Here is an 18,310-nt window from a genome sequence, read left to right on the forward strand (position 1 = left end):
CCACAGCTTGTGGTATTAATATTATCGGTGGGATACCGGTATTCATGAGAAAGTACTGATGGCGGATTTTGCAGCAGTCATTCGGCGGGCGGTAGACGGTCTGTCGGACAACACTCCGGAAATGCGGGTGAAGGTTTATGAGAAGGCGCGCGGAGCAGTCCAGCGCCAGCTCGAAAGCATGAAGCCCCGGCCTCCGGAAGAAATGCTACGCCGTCAGCTGGACAAGCTCGAACTTGCCATCCGCGATGTCGAGAACGAGCATGCCGAAGCATTGCCGGCCGTCGATGAAGATCCGGCGGTCGAGGCTGCCGAAGACTGGCAGCAGCCGGAGCAGGAGGCCGTCGAAGACGAGCGGCAGTCTTATGACGAACCCGTAACCGCGGAGCCCGCGGCGGAAACCGCATGGCAGGACGAAGGTTCTGCGCCGGTGGCCGAAGAGGAGCCGCAGCCGCAGGAGGTTGTCGCCGCTGAGCCGGTAACAGCGTCTGCCGAGGACGAGCGCGAGCCTTGGGATCCTCCGGAGGTCGCCCACGCCGACAACGAGCCGGCAACGCCGGTGCACGCCGAACCGGAGCCGTGGGAAACGCCGGTCGAAACCCACGCGGCGCCGGAACCCGAGCCTTGGGAAACCCCGGCGGAACCCGAGGATCACCAGGCACCGCCGGCGGAGACGGTCGAAGAGCCGGCCCAGCAGCCGGCGTCGGGTGTCGAAGAGCTGATCCTCGACAGTGCTGTCATTCGTCAGGCGATCGATGCGCAGCCGGTCAACTCGGCAGACATCCGTGCGCGGATTTACGACAATGCCCGCGCCTCGGTCCGGCAATATCTCGGCAATCTCATGCCTCGTCCTTCCGACGAGAGCATCGCCCGGCAGTTCGACAAGCTGGACCAGGTCATCGAAGAGGTGGAGCAGGGGTATCTCGCTGCGGCGCAGCCTGCGGTGGCGGATACGTCCGAGCCCTGGGATATGCCGGCCGACCATTCCGACGTGCCGTCGGACGAGCGTTCGTCGCAGGGGCTGGTTCCCGACGAGCGGCATATCGGCATGTGGCAGGAGACCCCGCCGGACGAACAGCCGCAAGCCTCGACGGAAAACGCAACCACAGCTGCATCCTGGCAGTCGCCGGAGCCTGAACGGACGGAGCAGGACAGCCCGTTTGCAGAGCCGTGGGAAGATGAGCCCGAGCCGCTGCCGGCCGTGCAGGCGACGGCTGCGCAAAACGAGTGGGCAGACACTTTGCCCTCGGCGCCTGAGCGCAACGACGAGCATCTCTCTGCCGGTCATGACGATTTCGACCAGGCCCGGTCTTTCGACGGCCCCGTCGCCGTCGAGCATGAAACACCGGCGCAAGTGCCGGCTTCGGTGGAAAACGTCTCTCATGCGGATGCCGCCGGAGCGGCGGACGATTGGGCGTTTCCGGAGGCGGAAACCAGCGGCCAGGCTACAACGCACGCTGCCGGCGCCGGCAGCGCCGCGGGTTATGCCGCCGGCACGCCGAGCGACGACAGGCTTTCCGAGCCGAAGATGCCGCCGGCCCTCGATCTTCTCGATTGGGACGAAACCTCCTTCGGCGAGGAGGGCAAACCGGATGCGCAAGCCGGCGCAACCCAGCGCGCCGCCGACAACAAGGCCATCGATCCTTTCGACGATGGCGATGCCTTCTCCGGCGAAGTCGGGCCGATGACGCCGGCGGTGGCAACGAGCGCGAACAAATCGCAGGACAGCTGGAACGATCTCGATGAACTGATCGGCGACAACAAGCATTCGGGTCGCGGCGGCGATCGCCAGCCTGCGGCCGGTGTTTCCAACGGCGTGGCCTCGCAGCGGCCGGGCAAGTCGTTCCGCGTCGAACCCAAGCGCCGGTTCAATTTCACCGTGCTTGCCCTCGGCTTGCTGCTGGCGGTTGCCCTGGGCGGCGGCGGTTATGCTGCCTGGCTGTACCAGGATCGCCTGAAGGACATGGTTGCCAACCTCGTCGACAGCGGACCGCAGATCCCCGGCCTCGAGACGAAGCCGGAAGAGAAAGCCACGACCGAGACGACGCCATCCGACGCCAAGCCTGAGACTGCCGCAAATACCCCGGCAGCGGAGCAAACGACCGGCAACGATACCAAGCCGGCCACCACGCCGACGACGACCGATACATCAAAGGATCTTGCAGCCCTCGACACCAACAACCTGCCGGCGGCGAACAAGTTCACGCAGCGGCTTCTCGTCAACGGTTCAGAGGTGGATGACGGGCCGGGTGGCGAAGCGGCGTCAACCGAAGGCAAATCGGTTGCCGAGCAGAATGTCGCCGCCAACGAGGCCGGCAACACGACGACCACGGACACCAGCGGAGCGGCCACGACCGGCAACCCGACGACCACGACCGATACGCAGACGACGGTTCCGACACAGACCGGCCAGGTCGACGGCACCACGCAGACGCCTGCAGCGGAAAACACCACGACGACTGATGGCACGCAGCAGACCGCTGCCGCTGTTGCTGGCGGGCAGAAGATGTTCCTGTACGAGGAGCGCATCGGCCAGTCGGTGCCGACGGCGATCCAGGGTACTGTTGTCTGGTCGCTGCAGCAGGAAACTGGTGAAAACGGCAAGCCGGAGCCGACCGTGCAGGGACAGATCAATGTTCCGGACCGGGGTCTCTCGGCGCTGATGACCTTCAAGCGCAACTCCGATCCGTCGCTGCCGGCCAGCCATCTCGTCGAGATCGTCTTCTCGCTGCCGCAGGATTTCGAAGGCGGCGCCATCGACAGCGTACAGCGTATCGCCATGAAGCAGACGGAGCAGGATCGCGGCAACGCGCTGATTGCCGTGCCGGCGAAGATCACCGACGACTTCCACATGATCGCGCTCAACGATTTCCCCGAGGCGCGGGCATCCAACCTCGAACTGCTGCGCACGCGCGGCTGGATCGATATGCCGATCACCTATCGCAATGGACGCCGGGCGTTGTTGACGCTCGAAAAGGGTGAGCCGGGCAACGATGCCTTCAACAAGGCTGTTCAGGCCTGGCTGGCCCTCGCCAATACTCCGGCAAGCGGCCAATAAGGTTGCGATACGAAAAGGGCGCGGTTTCCCGCGCCCTTGCATCGATGAATAAACTGCCACCTCTTGGTGTCGTCATCCTCGGGCTTGTCCCGAGGATCTGCCTGCGTCTGCCAAGCCACTGACGATAAGAGATATATCTGCCGTGTTCAGATCCTCGGGACAAGCCCGAGGATGACGCAGGAGGGGTTTTATCTTATCGGCTGACGGGGCTGAAGCCGACCAATCGTGTCAATAACGCTCAGTTCGCCACTTCGACGACGCGCAGTGCGTTGGCGCGGTCGAGCGCATCCTTGCGCACAGCGTCCTGAACCTTCTCGAAGGCGCGCACCTCGATCTGGCGCACGCGCTCGCGGCTGATGTCGAATTCGGCCGAAAGCTCTTCCAGCGTCACCGGATCTTCGGCGAGGCGGCGGGCTTCGAAGATGCGGCGTTCGCGGTCGTTGAGCACGCTCATCGCCCGTGCCAGCATGCGGCGGCGGGTGTCGAGTTCGTCCTGCTCGATCAGCACGGCTTCCTGGCTGTCGTGATCGTCGACCAGCCAATCCTGCCACTGACCGGAATCGCCTTCCGACGCCTTGATCGGCGCGTTGAGCGAAGCGTCGCCGGAGAGGCGGCGGTTCATCGACACGACTTCTTCTTCCGAAACGTTCAGCTTGGTGGCGATTTCTGCCACCTGTTCCGGCTTCAGGTCGCCTTCATCGATCGCCTGGATACGGCCCTTCAGCCGGCGCAGGTTGAAGAACAGCCGCTTCTGATTGGCGGTCGTGCCCATTTTCACCAGCGACCAGGAGCGCAGGATGTATTCCTGGATCGAGGCCTTGATCCACCACATGGCATAGGTTGCCAGGCGGAAGCCGCGTTCCGGGTCGAACTTCTTCACGGCCTGCATCAGGCCGACATTGCCTTCCGAGACGACTTCACCGATCGGCAGGCCGTAGCCGCGGTAGCCCATGGCGATCTTCGCCACGAGGCGCAGATGGCTGGTCACCAGCTTGTGGGCGGCAGTGCGGTCGCCATGTTCCTGGTAGCGCTTGGCGAGCATGTACTCTTCCTGCGGCTCCAGCATCGGGAACTTGCGGATTTCATCGAGATAACGGTTCAGACCGCCTTCGCCGGCGGTAATACTGGGTAAAGAATTGCGGGCCATGAAGCGCCCCCTTTCCAAAATAGTGCAGCCCCTCTGGACGGTAAATCCGCCCTCTCCGAGCAGGCCTTGCGGTACGGATCGAATGATCGATCCCGCACCGGTCCAGTTAAGAGATAAGTGCGGCAGAACCGTGTTTCAAGGGATCACGGAAGCGTTATATCATTACGGATTTGTCATGTTCCGGCCCGTGCCGGATCAGCAGCCGGCTTGCCCAAAGCTTCGCCTTGCCGCTCATAATAGAAGATATCATGGGTCTCCCGCCATTGCTTGCGCAATCCGGCGCCTGTGTCGATGAAATCCATGTCGAGCATGTCGCAAGCCTCGATCCGATCCTGCCGGAAGTGCCGGAAGCCGTTGCGCAACTCGCAGAAGCCGGCCAGCAGCACGCCTTCGATGTAATAGACGATGGCAAGCGGGCAGACGATCCGCTCCGTCACGGTATCGGCCTGGTCGCGGTAATGCAGCCGCAGCTTGCGCTCCTCGCGAACGGCCTGCCGGATCAGCCGCATGCTGACCTTGGCAGCCGGAATGGCGTGCCAGGGGGAGACGAACAGGTGCGTCTGGGCGACGGACGTACGGGACGGCGGCATCACGGCGTCGATCTTGGCGATGGCGTTGGCGCCGGCCGCTTCCAGGCTGCCGTCGCCGGTGCGGGCAATCAGCGACAGGCCGACGGTGATGGCTTCGATTTCTTCAGGCGTGAACATCAGCGGCGGCAGATCGAAGCCGCCGCGCAACACATAACCGATGCCGGCAGCGCCCTCGACAGGTACCCGCGTTGCCTGCAGCGCGGCGATGTCGCGGTAGACGGTTCGTTTGGTCACCTCCAGCCGCCGGGCGATGGCCTCTGCCGTCAGCGGCGCGCGGGCGGTGCGCAACATCTGGATAATCTCGAACATCCTTGCCGACCGTGCCATCGCCTATCCCCCGAAACATCGCTGGGGATTGAACATTGTTGACAGGATGTTGTCAGCAGGGATCTGATAGGTCTGCGTTCGATTGTTTCTTCATGCCGCCGGACCCATCATGAAATTCTCGCCCTATGTCATCGGACTGACGACCGTTTCGGTCTCGACGGTTCTCCTGAGCACGGCGGGGGTGATGACCCGGCTGGTGGAGATGGACAGTGCGACAATCCTGTTCTGGCGGGGCGTGTGGGGCGGGGCAGTGCTGCTGGCCGCGCTCATGCTTTTCGCGCCACGTCAGGCCCGGCGGGATTTCTTTCGCCTTGGCCTGCCGGGCTGGGCCATCTGCCTGCTGACCACGGCGAGCATGATCCTGTTCATCACCGCGCTGCATCGCACCAGCGTGGCACATGTGGCGATCATCTTTGCGACGGCGCCCTTCGTCTCGGCCGCCTTCGGTTTTGTGTTGTTGAGCGAGCGGCCGGGCCGCGGTGCCATCTATGCCAGTCTGGCGGCCCTTGCGGGCGTGGCGCTGATGGTCGGCACCGGTGGCACCGGCGGATTGTTCGGCGATTTTCTCGCCGTGCTGATGACGATCTGCATGGCGCTGACGAACATTCTCATGCGCCGGTTTCCGGATACGCCGGTGCTGATGTCGGCGGGGATCTCGGCGCTTCTGGGATCGATTGTGACCTTGCCTTTCGCAACGCCGCTGGCGGCGGCGACCGGCGATATCGCCATCGTTGCGCTGTTCGGCATCTTCGGTTTTGCCTTCGGTCTGGGGCTGCTGCTTTACGGCGCGCGGCTGCTGCCGCCGGTGGAGACGGCGCTGATCGGCGCGCTCGATGCGCCACTGGCGCCGTTGTGGGTGTGGCTGCTGTTCAATGAACGCCTCGACGCCATCACCATGATCGGCGGCGCCGTCGTCGTGGCGGCGGTCTGCCTGCATGTGCTGGCGGATATCCGTCGCCGCTCGGCGGAAACGGCGACTGCCTGATCGGTGAGGGCGGTTCGGGAAAAGGCCGATGAAGCTTTTCCCGGATGGCGTCAGTTCCGCAAGGCGTCCGCCAGTTCCTGCAGGTCGTCGGGTAGGGGAGACTCGAAGTGCATGGTTTCGCCGGTGCGCGGGTGCTCGAACTGCAAGAGGTAGGCGTGCAAAGCCTGGCGGTGGAAGCGGTTGACCACCGCCTTGGCTTCGTCGGGCAGCAAATTGGCCTTGGTCTTGAAGGCGGCGCCGTAATCGGCATCGCCGATCAGCGGGTGGCCGATATGGGCCATGTGCACGCGGATCTGGTGGGTGCGGCCGGTTTCCAGCCGGCACTCGACCAGCGCGGCCAGCGCGGTGGCATCCGGACGCTCGTGGAACCGTTCGAGCACGGTATAGTGGGTGATCGCCTCGCGCGCGTCGTCGCTCTCTTCACGCTTGACGGCCCGCTTGGTGCGGTCGCCGGCGCGGCCGAGCGGCGCGTCGATCGTGCCCTGCAGGTGGCGTGGCCGGCCCCAGACGATCGCCTGGTAGGCGCGCTCCAGCGGGCCGCTGCGGCCGTGGTCGGCGAACTGGTCGGCCAGGTGGCGGTGGGCGATATCGTTCTTGGCGACCACCATGACGCCGGTCGTATCCTTGTCGAGCCGGTGGACGATGCCTGGCCGCTTGACGCCGCCGATTCCGGACAGGCTGTCGCCGCAATGATGGATAAGGGCGTTGACCAGCGTGCCGGTCCAGTTGCCGGCGCCGGGATGGACGACGAGGCCGGCGGGCTTGACCAGCACGATCAGGTCGTCATCCTCGTACAGCACGTCGAGTGGGATATCCTCGCCCTTCGGCTCCGGATCTTCGGGTTCGGGAAGGTCGATGACGACGGTATCGCCGAAACGGATCTTCTTCTTCGGCTCGGTCACCACCGCGCCGTTCAGCGTCACGGCGCCTTCCTCGATCAGCGATTTGATGCGGTTGCGGGAAAATTCGCCCGAAAGTGTCGCCGTCAGCCACGCATCGAGCCGTCCTTCGGCGGATTCATCGGCCTCAAGGACTTTTCTATTGTCGTCGGCTTGTTTAAAGGGGTCGGTCATTCCAGTCATCCCGGGCTATGCCACCGGTGTCTTGGCTGCAGGCGACAGGCCCTTGGGGCCGGTTGCCGCATCGCTACAGCCATTTCCCGTGGCTGGCATTCCCTGAGCTCGGCGTCCGCATCAGGGAAGGGCACCTTTCCTTGCGGCCGTCAGTTACAGAGACACCAGTCATGTCAAATGTCGAACCAGACGAACAGGAAGAAAAGCCGCTCGATCCGGTCATGGAAAATGTCCGGCGCAAGATGGTGCGTCTGCAACTCGTCTCGGCGGGCATCATGGGTGTGATGCTTATGGCTGTCCTCGCCGCCATTGTCTACAAGGTAACGCAGCGCGCGCCGGAAGCCTCGGTGGCTTCCAGCGGATTCAGCGTGCCGTCCGAGCAGCCGCTTGCGATAGCGGTCGCCTTGCCGGCCGGCTTTGTCGTCGAAGATACCAGCCTGTCGGGCAACCAGATCCTGTTCTACGGTCGTCTTGCCGATGGGCAGCGCAAAGCGCTGGTGTTCGATTCCAGCGTCGGCCGCATCGTCGCCGACGTCACCGTCGCCGGCAACTGACACCGGTGATGCGCACGCTGATCCCGATCGACGATGCGGACGATCCGCGCATCGCGGAGTTCCGCGATATCCGCGAACGGGACCTGACGGGCCGGCAGGGCCGTTTCATCGCCGAGGGAACGGTGGTGCTGCGCATGCTCGCCGCCGCCCATGTGATGGGGCGGGGCGTTGCGGCGGAAAAGATCCTGCTGTTGAAAAATCGGGTGGCCGGCGTCTCCGATCTGCTGGAGGCCCTGCCGCCCGAAGTCCCGGTCTATGTCGCCGAGCGTGATGTGCTGAATGCCATCGTCGGTTTCGATCTGCATCGCGGCGTGCTGGCGCTCGGCCGGCGGCTGGAGGTCTCACCGGTGGAAACTTTCGTGGCGGCCTTGCCGGCGGATGCGCTGGTGGTGGTCGGCTGCGGCATTTCCAACCACGACAATATCGGCTCCATCTTCCGCAATGCCGCTGCCTTCGGCGCAGATGCGGTGCTGCTCGACGAAACCTGTTGCGATCCGCTCTATCGCAAATCGCTACGGGTCTCGGTCGGTTCGGTCCTGTCGGTGCCGTTTCGCCGGGAGGGGAGCGCGATGCAGCTTCTCGCCGCGCTCTCGGCGCAAGATTTCTCCGTCTGGGCGCTGTCGCCGAACGGGACCACCGACATAAGGGCCGTGGCCCCTGCGAGCAAAACCGCGCTGGTGCTGGGCACGGAGGGCGAAGGCCTGCCACCGGAGATATTGAGCCGCTTTCACAGCGCCCGCGTGCCGCAGATGGCCGGGCTGGACAGCCTGAATGTCGCCACCGCCACCGGCATCGCGCTTTATCAGATCGCGTCGGCGATGAAACGGGTTTAACGTCGCCTTGGAGAAACAGCGTCAAGCCGATGTCAGCTCAAACAGCGACCTGCTTGGCCAACGCTGCCGACGTTCGTGATCGACGCCGTGAGGGCAATTCCAGCAAGGTGCGCAGCGGTTCTGCGTCCGGAATGAAGTAGAAACGTTCCAGACGAGAGCGACGTATTGCTGCTTCTCGACCTCAAACCAGGTCGGCGGAGGCGCCTTCGCTGGTCATCGCATGGGCGATGCGTTCTGCGAGGCTGTCCGGGGTGCCCTTGTTCTTGCTCTTGCCTGTCGTGAGGATCGCGTGGATGGGCGAGGCGGAGCCTTCCTTCATCGCCGTCAGCGCCACCATCCTGGCGGCAAGCGAGGCGATTTCGACACGCAATGCCTCATCCTGTTCCGGCGTGCGCGCCTGGCGCAGGCGCTCGCTCAGATCGGCATTCTCGCCCCGCAGGTCTTCGGCCAGTTCTTCGCTGGTGTAGGCTGGTTCCTCGACCACGCTTGCGGCGCGGGTTTCGGCGACGATTTCCTTGACCGCCGCCTTCCGGCGGCTGCTGACGCCGGGCATCTCGATGGCTGCGACGCGCAGCGCCTTGTTGGCCTCGCGCAGCTCGGTGCTGTTTTTCTTCAGCCGTTCCTTGAGGCGGGTATTGTCCTGGGTGCGCCGTTCCAACAGACCTTCGCGGTCGGCATTGAGCGTCTGTTCGCGCATCAGGCGTTCCTCCAGCCGCAAGGCGCGGTGCTCTTCTTTCGACAGGCGCATCTCGGCATCCTTGGCGCGCTGCGTCATCAGCTTGAGGTCGTGGCGCAGGGAATCGCGCTCGTCGCGCAGCGAGGCGATGCGCGACTGGGCGCTTTCGGTCATCGTGCCGGAGGCGGCGAGATCGATCTTGAGATTGTCGATATCGGCGATGAGCTTGTTGATCCGCCGGTTCAGCGTCTGGATTTCTTCGCCCTTCGCCGTGCCGATGTCTTCGGCGTCCTTCAGCTTGCCTTTCAGCTGGTCGGCATAACTGTCCTCGCGGCGCAGGCGCGAGCGCATGTCGGCTGCCTCGACGTTCATCTCGCTGATCTGCATCTGCAACTCGGCATTTTCCGATTGCAGGCGGCCGGCATCCTTCAAGAGGTTTTCGTTGCGAAGCTGGATGTTGAGCGCCTTTTCGCGCTCGCGGATGAGGTCCTGGCCGATCTTGGCGTTTTCAGCGGCGTAGACGGCCCGGGCCATGTCCTTCTGGGCGCGGATTTCCTGCGGGCTGAGCGGCATGGTGGCCTTGAGCCGCCTCTCGGTGAACCAGACGACGCGGCGCAACACGATCGGCGCCAGCAGCAGAACGGCCAGAACCGCGCTCAAGAAACCAAGTCCGTACAGGATAGCGTATTGGATCACGGTGAGACCATCTGCTGGATATTCATGCCTGCTTAAGGATACCGATCATAAAACATGAGCGGCCTTCAGCTGCAAGCATTCCCTCTGTTTAAGATTAATTGCAGTAACTTCAGTTACTTTTCGACAACAGGGAGACCGTTCTTCTATCAGGCGTGCAGAAGCTCGCTCAGAAGGGATTCCAGGTCGGCGAGCGGGTCACCTTGAGGTAGCCGACATTGACGCCGAGGCGGGCACCGAGGCCGGTGCGGATCGGCACGATCACCACATCATTGTTGCGCAGCACCGTCATGCCGACGCCGGCGACGACGAAGGCCGAACCGCTGACGCCGCCGAAGCGCTTGTAAAGCTCCTCGACGCTGGAAAGATTGTAGACCAGCATCATGGCGCGGCTGCCCTGTCCGCCGTAGTCGATGCCGAGCGAGGGGCCTTGCCAGAACACCGGATGCTGGCCGGCATTCTTGGTGTAGAGTTCGCCTTCGCCGTAGGTCAGGCCAGCGATGAAGGCGCCGGAACCTTCCTGGCCCAACACATAGCCGTTGGGCAGGCCGTATTGCTGGAAGGCGCGCTCCACAACCTTGGCGAGGCCGCCGCTGGCGGAACCAAAGAAACCATGGCCGGCATCGACGATTTCCTGCATCGTGTACTGGCTGGAATCGGCTGCGAGCGTCGGTCTTGCAGTCAGCGCCGCTGCCACGAGCGCAAAAACCGTCAGGGCAAGTCGGATGCCTGCAAGGCTGCGAATGGGGTCAAAGCGCATGATGTCGTCCGTCCTCTCGCGGTGGGAAATCGAATCCCGGAATGGCGTGGGTGCATTTTGGTCGGTTCGCCTTAACAATCGGTTTACCAAATATGGTGTCTTTATGGCGCTGGAAATCCCGTTCCAGGCTGGAGAAGGGCCGAGGGCGCTAACGGGCAAGCCGGCGCGGCAAGCAGCGCGACGGCGGGCATGGGCTTTGCGCCGCCTCTTCGCCGGCCGTCGGGGATCTATTTTCGCGCAATCTTCACATGCGAAGAACAGCACGAGCATTGAAAAGATTCAGGAGAACACCATGCCGAAGAACCCCAATCTCACCCTCAGCGGGCCTGATCTTGCCGCGCTGCTCTGCAGCCGCGTCTGCCACGACGTCATTTCGCCCGTCGGCGCCATCAACAACGGCCTGGAACTGCTCGACGAAGGCGGTGCCGATGCCGATGCAATGGATCTCATCCGCACCAGCGCGCTGAATGCCTCGGTCCGGCTGAAGTTCGCCCGCCTTGCCTTCGGCGCATCCGGCTCCGTCGGTGCCTCGATCGATACGGGCGAAGCGGAAAAGGCGGCGAAGGATTTCGCCAGCGCCGACAAGAAGACCGAGGTGATCTGGAACGGCCCGCGTGCCATCATCGCCAAGAACCGCGTCAAGCTGCTGCTCAACCTTTTCCTGGTCGCCTACGGCGCCATTCCGCGTGGTGGCTCGCTGGATATCACGCTGGAAAACCCGGAACTCGATGCGGTCTTCACCATCGTCGCCAAGGGCCGGATGATGCGTCTGCCGCCGAAGTTCGTGGAAATCTGCACCGGTACGGTCGAAGAAGCCATCGATGCCCACTCGATCCAGCCCTACTACACCGTATTGCTGGCCGATGAAGCCGGCATGGAACTGTCCCACGAAGTCACGCCCGAGCAGATCGTCTTCACGGCCAAGTTCGGCTAATCAAGAGTTGTATTTGTTCGTGGGAGCATGGCTTCCGTAACGAATTCTTAGCCTTGCGGACGTTATCCTGAGCGCTGTCCTGGAAGCGTCCGCATCCGGCACGAAGGAGTTGAGCATGCAACGTTTGATGATCGCCGATACGTCCGATGTCGTTCGCAAGGTCGGCAAGCGGATTCTGTCTGAACTCGGCTTTCTGGTCTCGGAAGCAGGTTCAAGCCCGGAAGTGCTTCGCCGCTGCGGCGTGGAAATGCCGAACCTGCTGATCGTCGATGCGGGCATGGAAGGCGCTATCGAACTGATGACGGCCATCCGCGCCATGCCGAACGGCAATTCCGTGCGCATTTATTACTGCGTCGTCGAGGCCGATTTGAAGAAAATGATGCTTGGCAAGCGTGCGGGCGCCAACGACTTCCTGCTCAAGCCGTTCGATCGCAAGATCCTCACCGCGACCTTCGGCAGCCTGGCCGCCGCCGCCTGATTTCTTATCGGCCTACTCGAATCACGGCTGCCGCTCTCCGGGACGGCAGCTTTTTTTGTTGCCTGCAGACGGCGCACCCCGGCGGATCCAGGACAACGAAAAACCTGCCCGTCTTGAAAACGGGCAGGTCGGATATGCGGCAAACAGGGATAGGCGGAGAAAGGTCTCAGGCGGTTTCGAGGTAATCGCTGCCGTCGGGCTCGCGCAGGACGTAGCCGCGGCCCCAGACCGTTTCGATGTAGTTTGCGCCGCCGGCGGCATTGGCCAGCTTCTTGCGCAGCTTGCAGATGAAGACGTCGATGATTTTCAGTTCGGGCTCGTCCATGCCGCCGTAGAGGTGGTTCAGGAACATTTCCTTCGTCAGCGTCGTGCCCTTGCGGAGCGAAAGCAGCTCCAGCATCTGGTATTCCTTGCCGGTCAGATGAACGCGCTGGCCGCCGACTTCGACGGTCTTGGCGTCGAGGTTGACGATCAGTTCGCCGGTCGAGATGATCGACTGGGCGTGGCCCTTGGAACGGCGGACGATGGCGTGGATACGGGCGACCAGCTCATCCTTGTGGAAAGGCTTGGTCATGTAGTCGTCGGCGCCGAAGCCGAGACCGCGAACCTTGTCCTCGATGCCGGCCATGCCGGAGAGAATCAGGATCGGCGTCTTGACCTTGGAGAGACGCAGGGTTCTCAGAACTTCGTAGCCGGACATGTCCGGGAGGTTCAGGTCGAGCAGGATGATGTCGTAATCATACAGCTTGCCGAGATCGACACCTTCTTCGCCAAGATCCGTCGTATAAACGTTGAAGCTTTCCGATTTGAGCATCAGTTCGATGCTCTGCGCTGTCGCGCTATCGTCTTCGATGAGTAGAACCCGCATTTTAATCCCCTTTACCGCCGCCGAAAGGTCGTCCTAGCCTCTACGCGCCACGGATCCAGTCGTTGCCTGATTTGAAAGCTGCCACCAAATGGTTAACAAATTCTGATTCCCTCTGGCAAGGTATACGAATTCATTAAATATTTTTTGCAGTTCCCTGATTTCCAACAATGAATCGAAAGGCCGCGTTCTCAAATTTCACTTTAAGAAAACCGGCTAAGCGATTCATCCGACTCCAGCATTCCGTTACCTCGCTTTTTAGGGCTCGGCATTTACTGACCCTTAAATGATCGTCCCTATCATTAACGATGCCCGTAAACGAAAGGTTACCGACGGTAGGTTTTTATTAACGCCGCGGAAATTTTTTTGATCCGATATGTGTCAGGTCGGTTAAATGGGCCAAAATGTGTGTAGCCGGGGTCTCGCATCACGGGAGTATTGCGTATGAAGTCGCGTGAGAGCCTAGTTCGCCTGAAAGAGTTTCAGGTGAACGAAAAACGCCGTCAATTGCAGCAATTGCAGTTGATGATGTCCGAATTCGAACGGATGTCCAAGGAACTCGAGAACCAGATCGTTCTCGAGGAGAAGAAATCGGGCATTTCCGACCCGAATCACTTCGCCTATCCGACCTTCGCCAAAGCTGCACGGCAAAGAGCCGACAATCTTCAGGTCTCGATCCGGGAATTGAAGACGCAGCAAGAGGCGGCAGAGGCGGTGCTCGAGGAGGTTCAGGCGGAATATTCCCGGGCCGCTGCTCTGGAAGAGCGCGATACGTCGACACGTATCCGCGCCTGACCGGCCGATAGCCTGACCCGAAACCCGGTTTCCGACCGCCTATGATGAATGGGATACATTCGTCATAGGCGGGTTTCGGCGTTGTGGCGGCGGCAGGAAAGGCTGGCTCAGCCGCTCAGCGCGTCCTTCCATTCCGGATGCCGGGCCGCTTGCGCCTTGAAGAACGGGCAGAGCGGGAAAATCTTCCAGCCGCCGGCGCGGGCGTCGTCGATGGCATGTTGCGCCAGGGCCTGTCCGACGCCCTTGCCGCGCAGGGCATCCGGCACGCCGGTGTGATCGACGATGATCAGCTGCGGCGACGTGCGGGAGAATGTCATTTCGCCTTCATGACCTTCGAGGCTTGCAACGTAGCGGCCGCCTGACGGCTGTTCTTCTTTGCGAATATCCATTTTATCTCCCGATATCATTGTCTATATGCACAGAGGCGAGGCAAGCCTAGAGCATTTCCAGCCGAAGCGGAATCGCTTCGGCGTCGGACAATGCAGCAAAACAAAGTGATGGGGCAGGGGGAACAAGCGATGGATGGAACCGGGAGCGGGGTGGCGGACGCATGCTGAAGCTCTGGCTAAAACCGTTGCTGTTGGCCGCTGCGCCGTTTTGCCTGGCGCTCGGGCTGGTCCTGCCGCTGGTGACGTTCGAAAAGCTCTATTTTTTCTCGGACAGTCCGTCGCTGGTCGCTATCGTCGCTGCACTCTGGGCGTCGGGCGACCGGCTCCTGGCGGCATTGGTCTTCTTGTTGTCCATTGCATGCCCGATGGTGAAGATGATCGGCCTGGCGGCGGAAGTGATGGATACCGGACGCAGCGAGGGCAGCGGATTGATGCACAGGTTGCTGCCCTTGCTGTCGCGCTGGTCGATGATGGACGTCATGCTGGTGGCGATCGTCATCGTCGCGGCGAAAACAAGTGGCCTGGCAAGCGCTTTCACGCAGCCAGGCCTCTGGTTCTACGCCGCGTCTGCAATCGCAGCCGGGCTTCTGCAAGGGCTGATCGCCAAATCCTAGGCAATTCCAGCAAAGGCGCTAAGCGCTTTTGCGCCCGGAATTGCCCGGAACAAAAAGCTTCAATGTCTGTATTGCTGAATCCGGGTGGTTCTCAGGCCGGCAAGGCCATGATCGTTGATCGAGGATTGCCAGGAAAGGAACTCTTCCACTGTCAGCGTATAACGTTCGCAGGCTTCCTCGAGACTCAACAAGCCACCGCGTACTGCCGCGACAACTTCCGCTTTCCGGCGGATGACCCAACGGCGCGTATTGGCCGGGGGGAGATCCGCGATGGTCAGCGGGCTGCCATCGGGACCGATGACATATTTCACTCGGGGTCGTATCATTTCGGTCATTGGGACTCTCTACACAAACTCAAGACCACATGGGGGGCACTCTATCGTGCCACATTTAAAAATTGACTAAGCTCGGTGTAACTATTTTACAACAATTTGAAATGGTTGCGATCCTGACCCAAACAGGACGCTATACAAGCAAAGACAAGCCTTCCGTTGCGTAAATTTGATGCAGACGCATAGCTCCCATGCACAATTAGCATTTTATTAAAATTCAAACTTAAAGTATGTGCTGCGCCAACGGAACTGAGCTGGCCTCTATTAGCCGCCGTTCCAGAATTATTCAGCATAGCATTCATGCCGCTTCCGCCATTTCCATGGCGCGAGGCTTTTCTTCGTGTCCGGTGCGATCTCGTGCCGGCGCTATAGTTTCTTTGTATTCATTTGTTGTGGGCCTCGCGCAAGGAGCAGTGAGCATGGCCGGTTATAATTTTTCGGCCCGCGGTGAGGGTGGTGGCGGAAGTGCCTCGCTCAGGAAGCCGCGTGAGGCGGCGACGGGGCTTGCCAGTCAGGCGCAAGCGTTTGAAAAGCTTGCCAAGGAGTATGGTTTTTCCTTCTATCTGGTTGCCAGCTTTCCGCAGGGCGACAAGTCGGATTTCCTCAGCAACCACATTCTCAGCAATTGGCCTGAGGATTTGCGCCGGCGTTATGCGGCGGCGGATGTCTTCCGCTGCAGCTATGTCGTCACCCGCCTGAAAGAGACCATTCTACCGGTCTTTTCCAATTGCTGCGTTTTCAGCAAAGGCGAGGCGAACCAGAACGCCAATGGCCTGACGGAGGTGTTTTCCCAGGCCGGCCTGCGCGATACGTTGAGTTTTTCGGTGCATGACACCCGTCTTCGCCACCACATCATCGCGTTTTCCGGCATCAAGGCGACGCTCTCCGAGCAGGAGAAGATGGAGCTCTTTTTCCGGGCGCTCGGCCTGCTGGAAAACCATGTGCGGCAGGAAGCCGTGCTCGACGGTCCCCGAGAGCGGCTGACCGGCCGCGAGATCGAATGTCTTCGCTGGTCCGCCGCCGGCAAGAGCAGCGAAGAAATCGCCATTATTCTCGAAATTTCGGCGCATACGGTTGCAAGCTACCTGAAGGCGGCGATGCGCAAGCTCGACTCGGTCAACCGGATGCAGGCGATCGCACGCGCCTGCCGCTATCGCCTGCTCTGATCGCCGCCACGCCCTTTCAGCTCACAGCATGATCGCCGTCACCGCGGTCTTGCCCGGGCCGAACGTCACGTCGGCGCTGCCGGAATGCTCGCAGGAGAGCCAGTCGCCGGCAGACAGCGCGGCGATGGCGGTGACGGATTTGCTCGCCAGGGTGCTGCCGCTGCCGGTGTTGCGGATCGACGCGATTGCCGTGGTGCCGTTGACGAGGAGATCGATGCCGTGTGCGCCGGTCGAGGACGCCTGCAACGCCAGGCTGACGAGATAAAATCCGTGCTCCGGCACCACCAGGCGAAAACCGCTGCCGCCTGAAATCGCCGCACCCAGTGCAAAGCCACCCTGATTGACGGACAGGCTCTGGAAACCGGTCTTGCTGCCGGCGGCCTGTGTTGCCGTGTCACTGTTCATCGATGCTGCGGCCAGTGGCCGTTGCGGCATGTGCACCCGCCCGCCGGTGGTCACCGTCAGGGCGGCGAGCCAGCTGCTGCCGTCGGGGCTGACCTTGATCGAAAAACCATTGTTGCCGGCAAGCCCCATTTCCGCATGACCGGTCCAGCCGGTCTGAAACAGCAGGGATGCTGTATCCGCCGATGCGGCCTTGTTGATCTTCAGTTGATGCCCGGCGCCTTCGTTGTTCAGCAATGTTGCCGGGGCGGAGATGGAAAGCCGGTTGGTTGCATCGGCGGTGGCGTTGATGCCGAGCATCGACATTTCGCCGGTTTCGGGCAGCGGCAGAGGGTTCCATTCTCCGTCTTCATGGACCAGCAGGCTGCCACTTGCTGCAAACCAGCCGCGCCAGCCGTCGCGGGGGACGAAAAACGTCCAGGCACCGTCCTGCCGCACGGCGATCTGTCCGTCCTTACCGCTCCAGAGGCCACCGGCGCCGCTATCGACAAGAAAGCAGGCGCCTTCCTCGGGCGTTCCCGGCGGCGTTGCCAGCGTGGCACGGATCGTCAGCTGGACGACGGCGTCCAGCCGTTGCAGGGCTTCGTTGTGAGTGACATGTTTTTGCGCCTGCGAGGGCAGGATGTAGGGAAGTGTAAGGTTCGGCGTCGTCTCGGACATGGTCGGGGCTCTCCGTGTTGGATCGCTCCCAGAATAGGCCCGCGTAGGGCGACGGGGATCGCACCCCGCCAGCAGCGTTGAATTTGCTCAGTTTCCCGGCATCCGCGTGCCCGTGCCGGGCACCGGCGTCAGGCGCCGGCCGAAGGCGATGAAATGCGGGTTGGCGAAGCTGTGTTCGGTATCGTCGGCGATCTTGCCGTAGATCAGCGGTACGCCTTCGGCGCCGAGTGTCACGCCGCCTGCCGCGCGCAGCACGGCGTCGCCGGCGGCGGTGTCCCATTCCATGGTGCGGGTGAAGCGGGGATAGATGTCGGCATCGCCTTCCGCCAGCAGGCAGAATTTCAGGGACGAGCCGCTGTAGCGACAGCCGGTGATCCCCTGTTCGTCGAGATAGGTCTCGATCTCTGCACTGTGGTGCGACCGGCTGGCCACGGCGACGACCGGGGTTGCCGGCAGGCGGGCGAAAATCCGCTTGCGGCCGGTTATCGTGCCATCGGGGCCGATTTCCAGCTTTTCCGCTCGGCCTTCGATGCCGGTATAAGCGACGTCTTTTGCCGGCGCGTAGACGATGCCGGCGACCGGCACGCCCTGGCGGATCAGAGCGATGTTGACGGTAAAATCGCCGTTCTGCTGGATGAATTCCTTGGTGCCGTCGAGCGGATCGACGAGGAAAAACACTTCGCCGCCGATATCGGGCACGATGCCGGCTGCCACGCATTCCTCGGCGACGACAGGGATCTCTGGAAAGGCGGCGCCAAGATGCCTCAGAATGATCTCTTCGGCGCGCTGGTCGGCTTCCGTCACCGGCGAATTATCGGCCTTCACCATGATTTTCGGCGCGGTGGCGTAAATTTCAAGGATGGCGCGGCCGGCTTCCAGCGCGGCTTTTTCCAGGATATCGAGCATCACGGACCGGGCTCCGGTTTCGGGGCGGGGAGAATGAACGGCATTGGCATCCTGTTTCGAAGAGAAGCACAATGGA

The 18,310-nt window shown here is 61.9% G+C and carries 19 protein-coding genes; 9 read left to right on the forward strand and 10 right to left on the reverse strand.

What is annotated here, in order from left to right; all coding sequences use genetic code 11:
• Window positions 1-58 precede the first annotated feature (58 nt).
• Complete coding sequence (locus tag ACSQ3I_RS17295; protein ID WP_436000938.1) at window positions 59-3,055, forward strand: hypothetical protein; 2,997 nt, start codon at window positions 59-61, stop codon at window positions 3,053-3,055.
• Window positions 3,056-3,293: 238 nt separating this feature from the next.
• Here the strand turns inward: ACSQ3I_RS17295 and rpoH are convergent, their stop codons facing one another.
• Both rpoH and ACSQ3I_RS17305 read right to left on the reverse strand, forming a co-directional pair.
• Window positions 3,294-4,202, reverse strand: a complete 909-nt coding sequence (rpoH, locus tag ACSQ3I_RS17300; protein WP_436000940.1) for an RNA polymerase sigma factor RpoH — start codon at window positions 4,200-4,202, stop codon at window positions 3,294-3,296.
• 173 nt (window positions 4,203-4,375) lie between these two features.
• Window positions 4,376-5,119 carry a helix-turn-helix transcriptional regulator gene (locus ACSQ3I_RS17305; RefSeq protein ID WP_436000942.1) on the reverse strand — a complete coding sequence of 248 codons (744 nt, stop codon included), beginning with the start codon at window positions 5,117-5,119 and terminating at the stop codon, window positions 4,376-4,378.
• A 109-nt stretch (window positions 5,120-5,228) separates the two neighbouring features.
• Here ACSQ3I_RS17305 and ACSQ3I_RS17310 point away from each other — a divergent pair, with 109 nt between their 5' ends.
• Complete coding sequence (locus ACSQ3I_RS17310) at window positions 5,229-6,104, forward strand: DMT family transporter (protein ID WP_436000944.1); 876 nt, start codon at window positions 5,229-5,231, stop codon at window positions 6,102-6,104.
• Between the two features lie 50 nt (window positions 6,105-6,154).
• Here the strand turns inward: ACSQ3I_RS17310 and ACSQ3I_RS17315 are convergent, their stop codons facing one another.
• Window positions 6,155-7,177, reverse strand: coding sequence for an RluA family pseudouridine synthase (locus ACSQ3I_RS17315; protein WP_436000945.1), 1,023 nt, complete (start codon window positions 7,175-7,177; stop codon window positions 6,155-6,157).
• Between the two features lie 170 nt (window positions 7,178-7,347).
• On the opposite strand from ACSQ3I_RS17315, the gene ACSQ3I_RS17320 reads away from it, so the two are divergent.
• Together ACSQ3I_RS17320 and ACSQ3I_RS17325 are read left to right on the forward strand one after the other, a co-directional pair.
• Window positions 7,348-7,731: a hypothetical protein gene (locus ACSQ3I_RS17320; RefSeq protein ID WP_436000947.1), complete on the forward strand. Its 384-nt coding sequence runs from the start codon at window positions 7,348-7,350 to the stop codon at window positions 7,729-7,731.
• Between the two features lie 8 nt (window positions 7,732-7,739).
• A complete protein-coding gene (locus ACSQ3I_RS17325) occupies window positions 7,740-8,564 on the forward strand; it encodes a TrmH family RNA methyltransferase (RefSeq protein WP_436000949.1) in 825 nt (274 codons plus the stop codon).
• 181 nt (window positions 8,565-8,745) lie between these two features.
• Here ACSQ3I_RS17325 and ACSQ3I_RS17330 read toward each other — a convergent pair whose 3' ends face one another.
• Window positions 8,746-9,900: a hypothetical protein gene (locus ACSQ3I_RS17330; protein ID WP_436000951.1), complete on the reverse strand. Its 1,155-nt coding sequence runs from the start codon at window positions 9,898-9,900 to the stop codon at window positions 8,746-8,748.
• Window positions 9,901-10,102: 202 nt separating this feature from the next.
• Complete coding sequence (locus tag ACSQ3I_RS17335; protein ID WP_436000952.1) at window positions 10,103-10,693, reverse strand: DUF1134 domain-containing protein; 591 nt, start codon at window positions 10,691-10,693, stop codon at window positions 10,103-10,105.
• Window positions 10,694-10,985: 292 nt separating this feature from the next.
• Between ACSQ3I_RS17335 and chpT the strand changes: the two genes are divergently transcribed.
• Both chpT and ACSQ3I_RS17345 read left to right on the forward strand, forming a co-directional pair.
• The gene (chpT, locus tag ACSQ3I_RS17340; protein ID WP_436000954.1) at window positions 10,986-11,627 is read left to right on the forward strand and encodes a histidine phosphotransferase ChpT; all 642 of its coding nucleotides are present in this window, start codon (window positions 10,986-10,988) and stop codon (window positions 11,625-11,627) included.
• A 115-nt stretch (window positions 11,628-11,742) separates the two neighbouring features.
• Window positions 11,743-12,105, forward strand: a complete 363-nt coding sequence (locus ACSQ3I_RS17345; protein WP_436000956.1) for a response regulator — start codon at window positions 11,743-11,745, stop codon at window positions 12,103-12,105.
• 166 nt (window positions 12,106-12,271) lie between these two features.
• Here the strand turns inward: ACSQ3I_RS17345 and ctrA are convergent, their stop codons facing one another.
• Entirely contained in the window at window positions 12,272-12,973 is a 702-nt protein-coding gene (gene ctrA / locus ACSQ3I_RS17350) for a response regulator transcription factor CtrA (RefSeq protein WP_109457174.1), read from the reverse strand.
• Between the two features lie 441 nt (window positions 12,974-13,414).
• Here ctrA and ACSQ3I_RS17355 point away from each other — a divergent pair, with 441 nt between their 5' ends.
• Window positions 13,415-13,765: a flagellar export protein FliJ gene (locus tag ACSQ3I_RS17355; protein WP_436000958.1), complete on the forward strand. Its 351-nt coding sequence runs from the start codon at window positions 13,415-13,417 to the stop codon at window positions 13,763-13,765.
• Window positions 13,766-13,872: 107 nt separating this feature from the next.
• Here the strand turns inward: ACSQ3I_RS17355 and ACSQ3I_RS17360 are convergent, their stop codons facing one another.
• Entirely contained in the window at window positions 13,873-14,154 is a 282-nt protein-coding gene (locus tag ACSQ3I_RS17360) for a GNAT family N-acetyltransferase (RefSeq protein WP_436000960.1), read from the reverse strand.
• 161 nt (window positions 14,155-14,315) lie between these two features.
• On the opposite strand from ACSQ3I_RS17360, the gene ACSQ3I_RS17365 reads away from it, so the two are divergent.
• On the forward strand, window positions 14,316-14,768 hold the full coding sequence (locus tag ACSQ3I_RS17365; protein ID WP_436000962.1) for a paraquat-inducible protein A: 453 nt from the start codon (window positions 14,316-14,318) through the stop codon (window positions 14,766-14,768).
• Window positions 14,769-14,827: 59 nt separating this feature from the next.
• Here the strand turns inward: ACSQ3I_RS17365 and sciP are convergent, their stop codons facing one another.
• Window positions 14,828-15,103, reverse strand: a complete 276-nt coding sequence (gene sciP, locus ACSQ3I_RS17370; RefSeq protein WP_018327815.1) for a CtrA inhibitor SciP — start codon at window positions 15,101-15,103, stop codon at window positions 14,828-14,830.
• A gap of 416 nt (window positions 15,104-15,519) precedes the next feature.
• On the opposite strand from sciP, the gene ACSQ3I_RS17375 reads away from it, so the two are divergent.
• Window positions 15,520-16,266 (forward strand): LuxR C-terminal-related transcriptional regulator, encoded by a 747-nt coding sequence (locus tag ACSQ3I_RS17375; RefSeq protein ID WP_436000965.1) that lies wholly within the window; start codon window positions 15,520-15,522, stop codon window positions 16,264-16,266.
• A 21-nt stretch (window positions 16,267-16,287) separates the two neighbouring features.
• Here ACSQ3I_RS17375 and ACSQ3I_RS17380 read toward each other — a convergent pair whose 3' ends face one another.
• Both ACSQ3I_RS17380 and cysQ read right to left on the reverse strand, forming a co-directional pair.
• Window positions 16,288-17,328, reverse strand: a complete 1,041-nt coding sequence (locus ACSQ3I_RS17380) for a DUF2793 domain-containing protein (protein ID WP_436000967.1) — start codon at window positions 17,326-17,328, stop codon at window positions 16,288-16,290.
• Between the two features lie 87 nt (window positions 17,329-17,415).
• Entirely contained in the window at window positions 17,416-18,234 is an 819-nt protein-coding gene (cysQ, locus tag ACSQ3I_RS17385; RefSeq protein WP_436001182.1) for a 3'(2'),5'-bisphosphate nucleotidase CysQ, read from the reverse strand.
• Window positions 18,235-18,310: the final 76 nt, after the last annotated feature.

The organism is Rhizobium sp. LjRoot30 (assembly GCF_964253915.1).
Taxonomy (GTDB): Bacteria; Pseudomonadota; Alphaproteobacteria; order Rhizobiales; family Rhizobiaceae; genus Metarhizobium.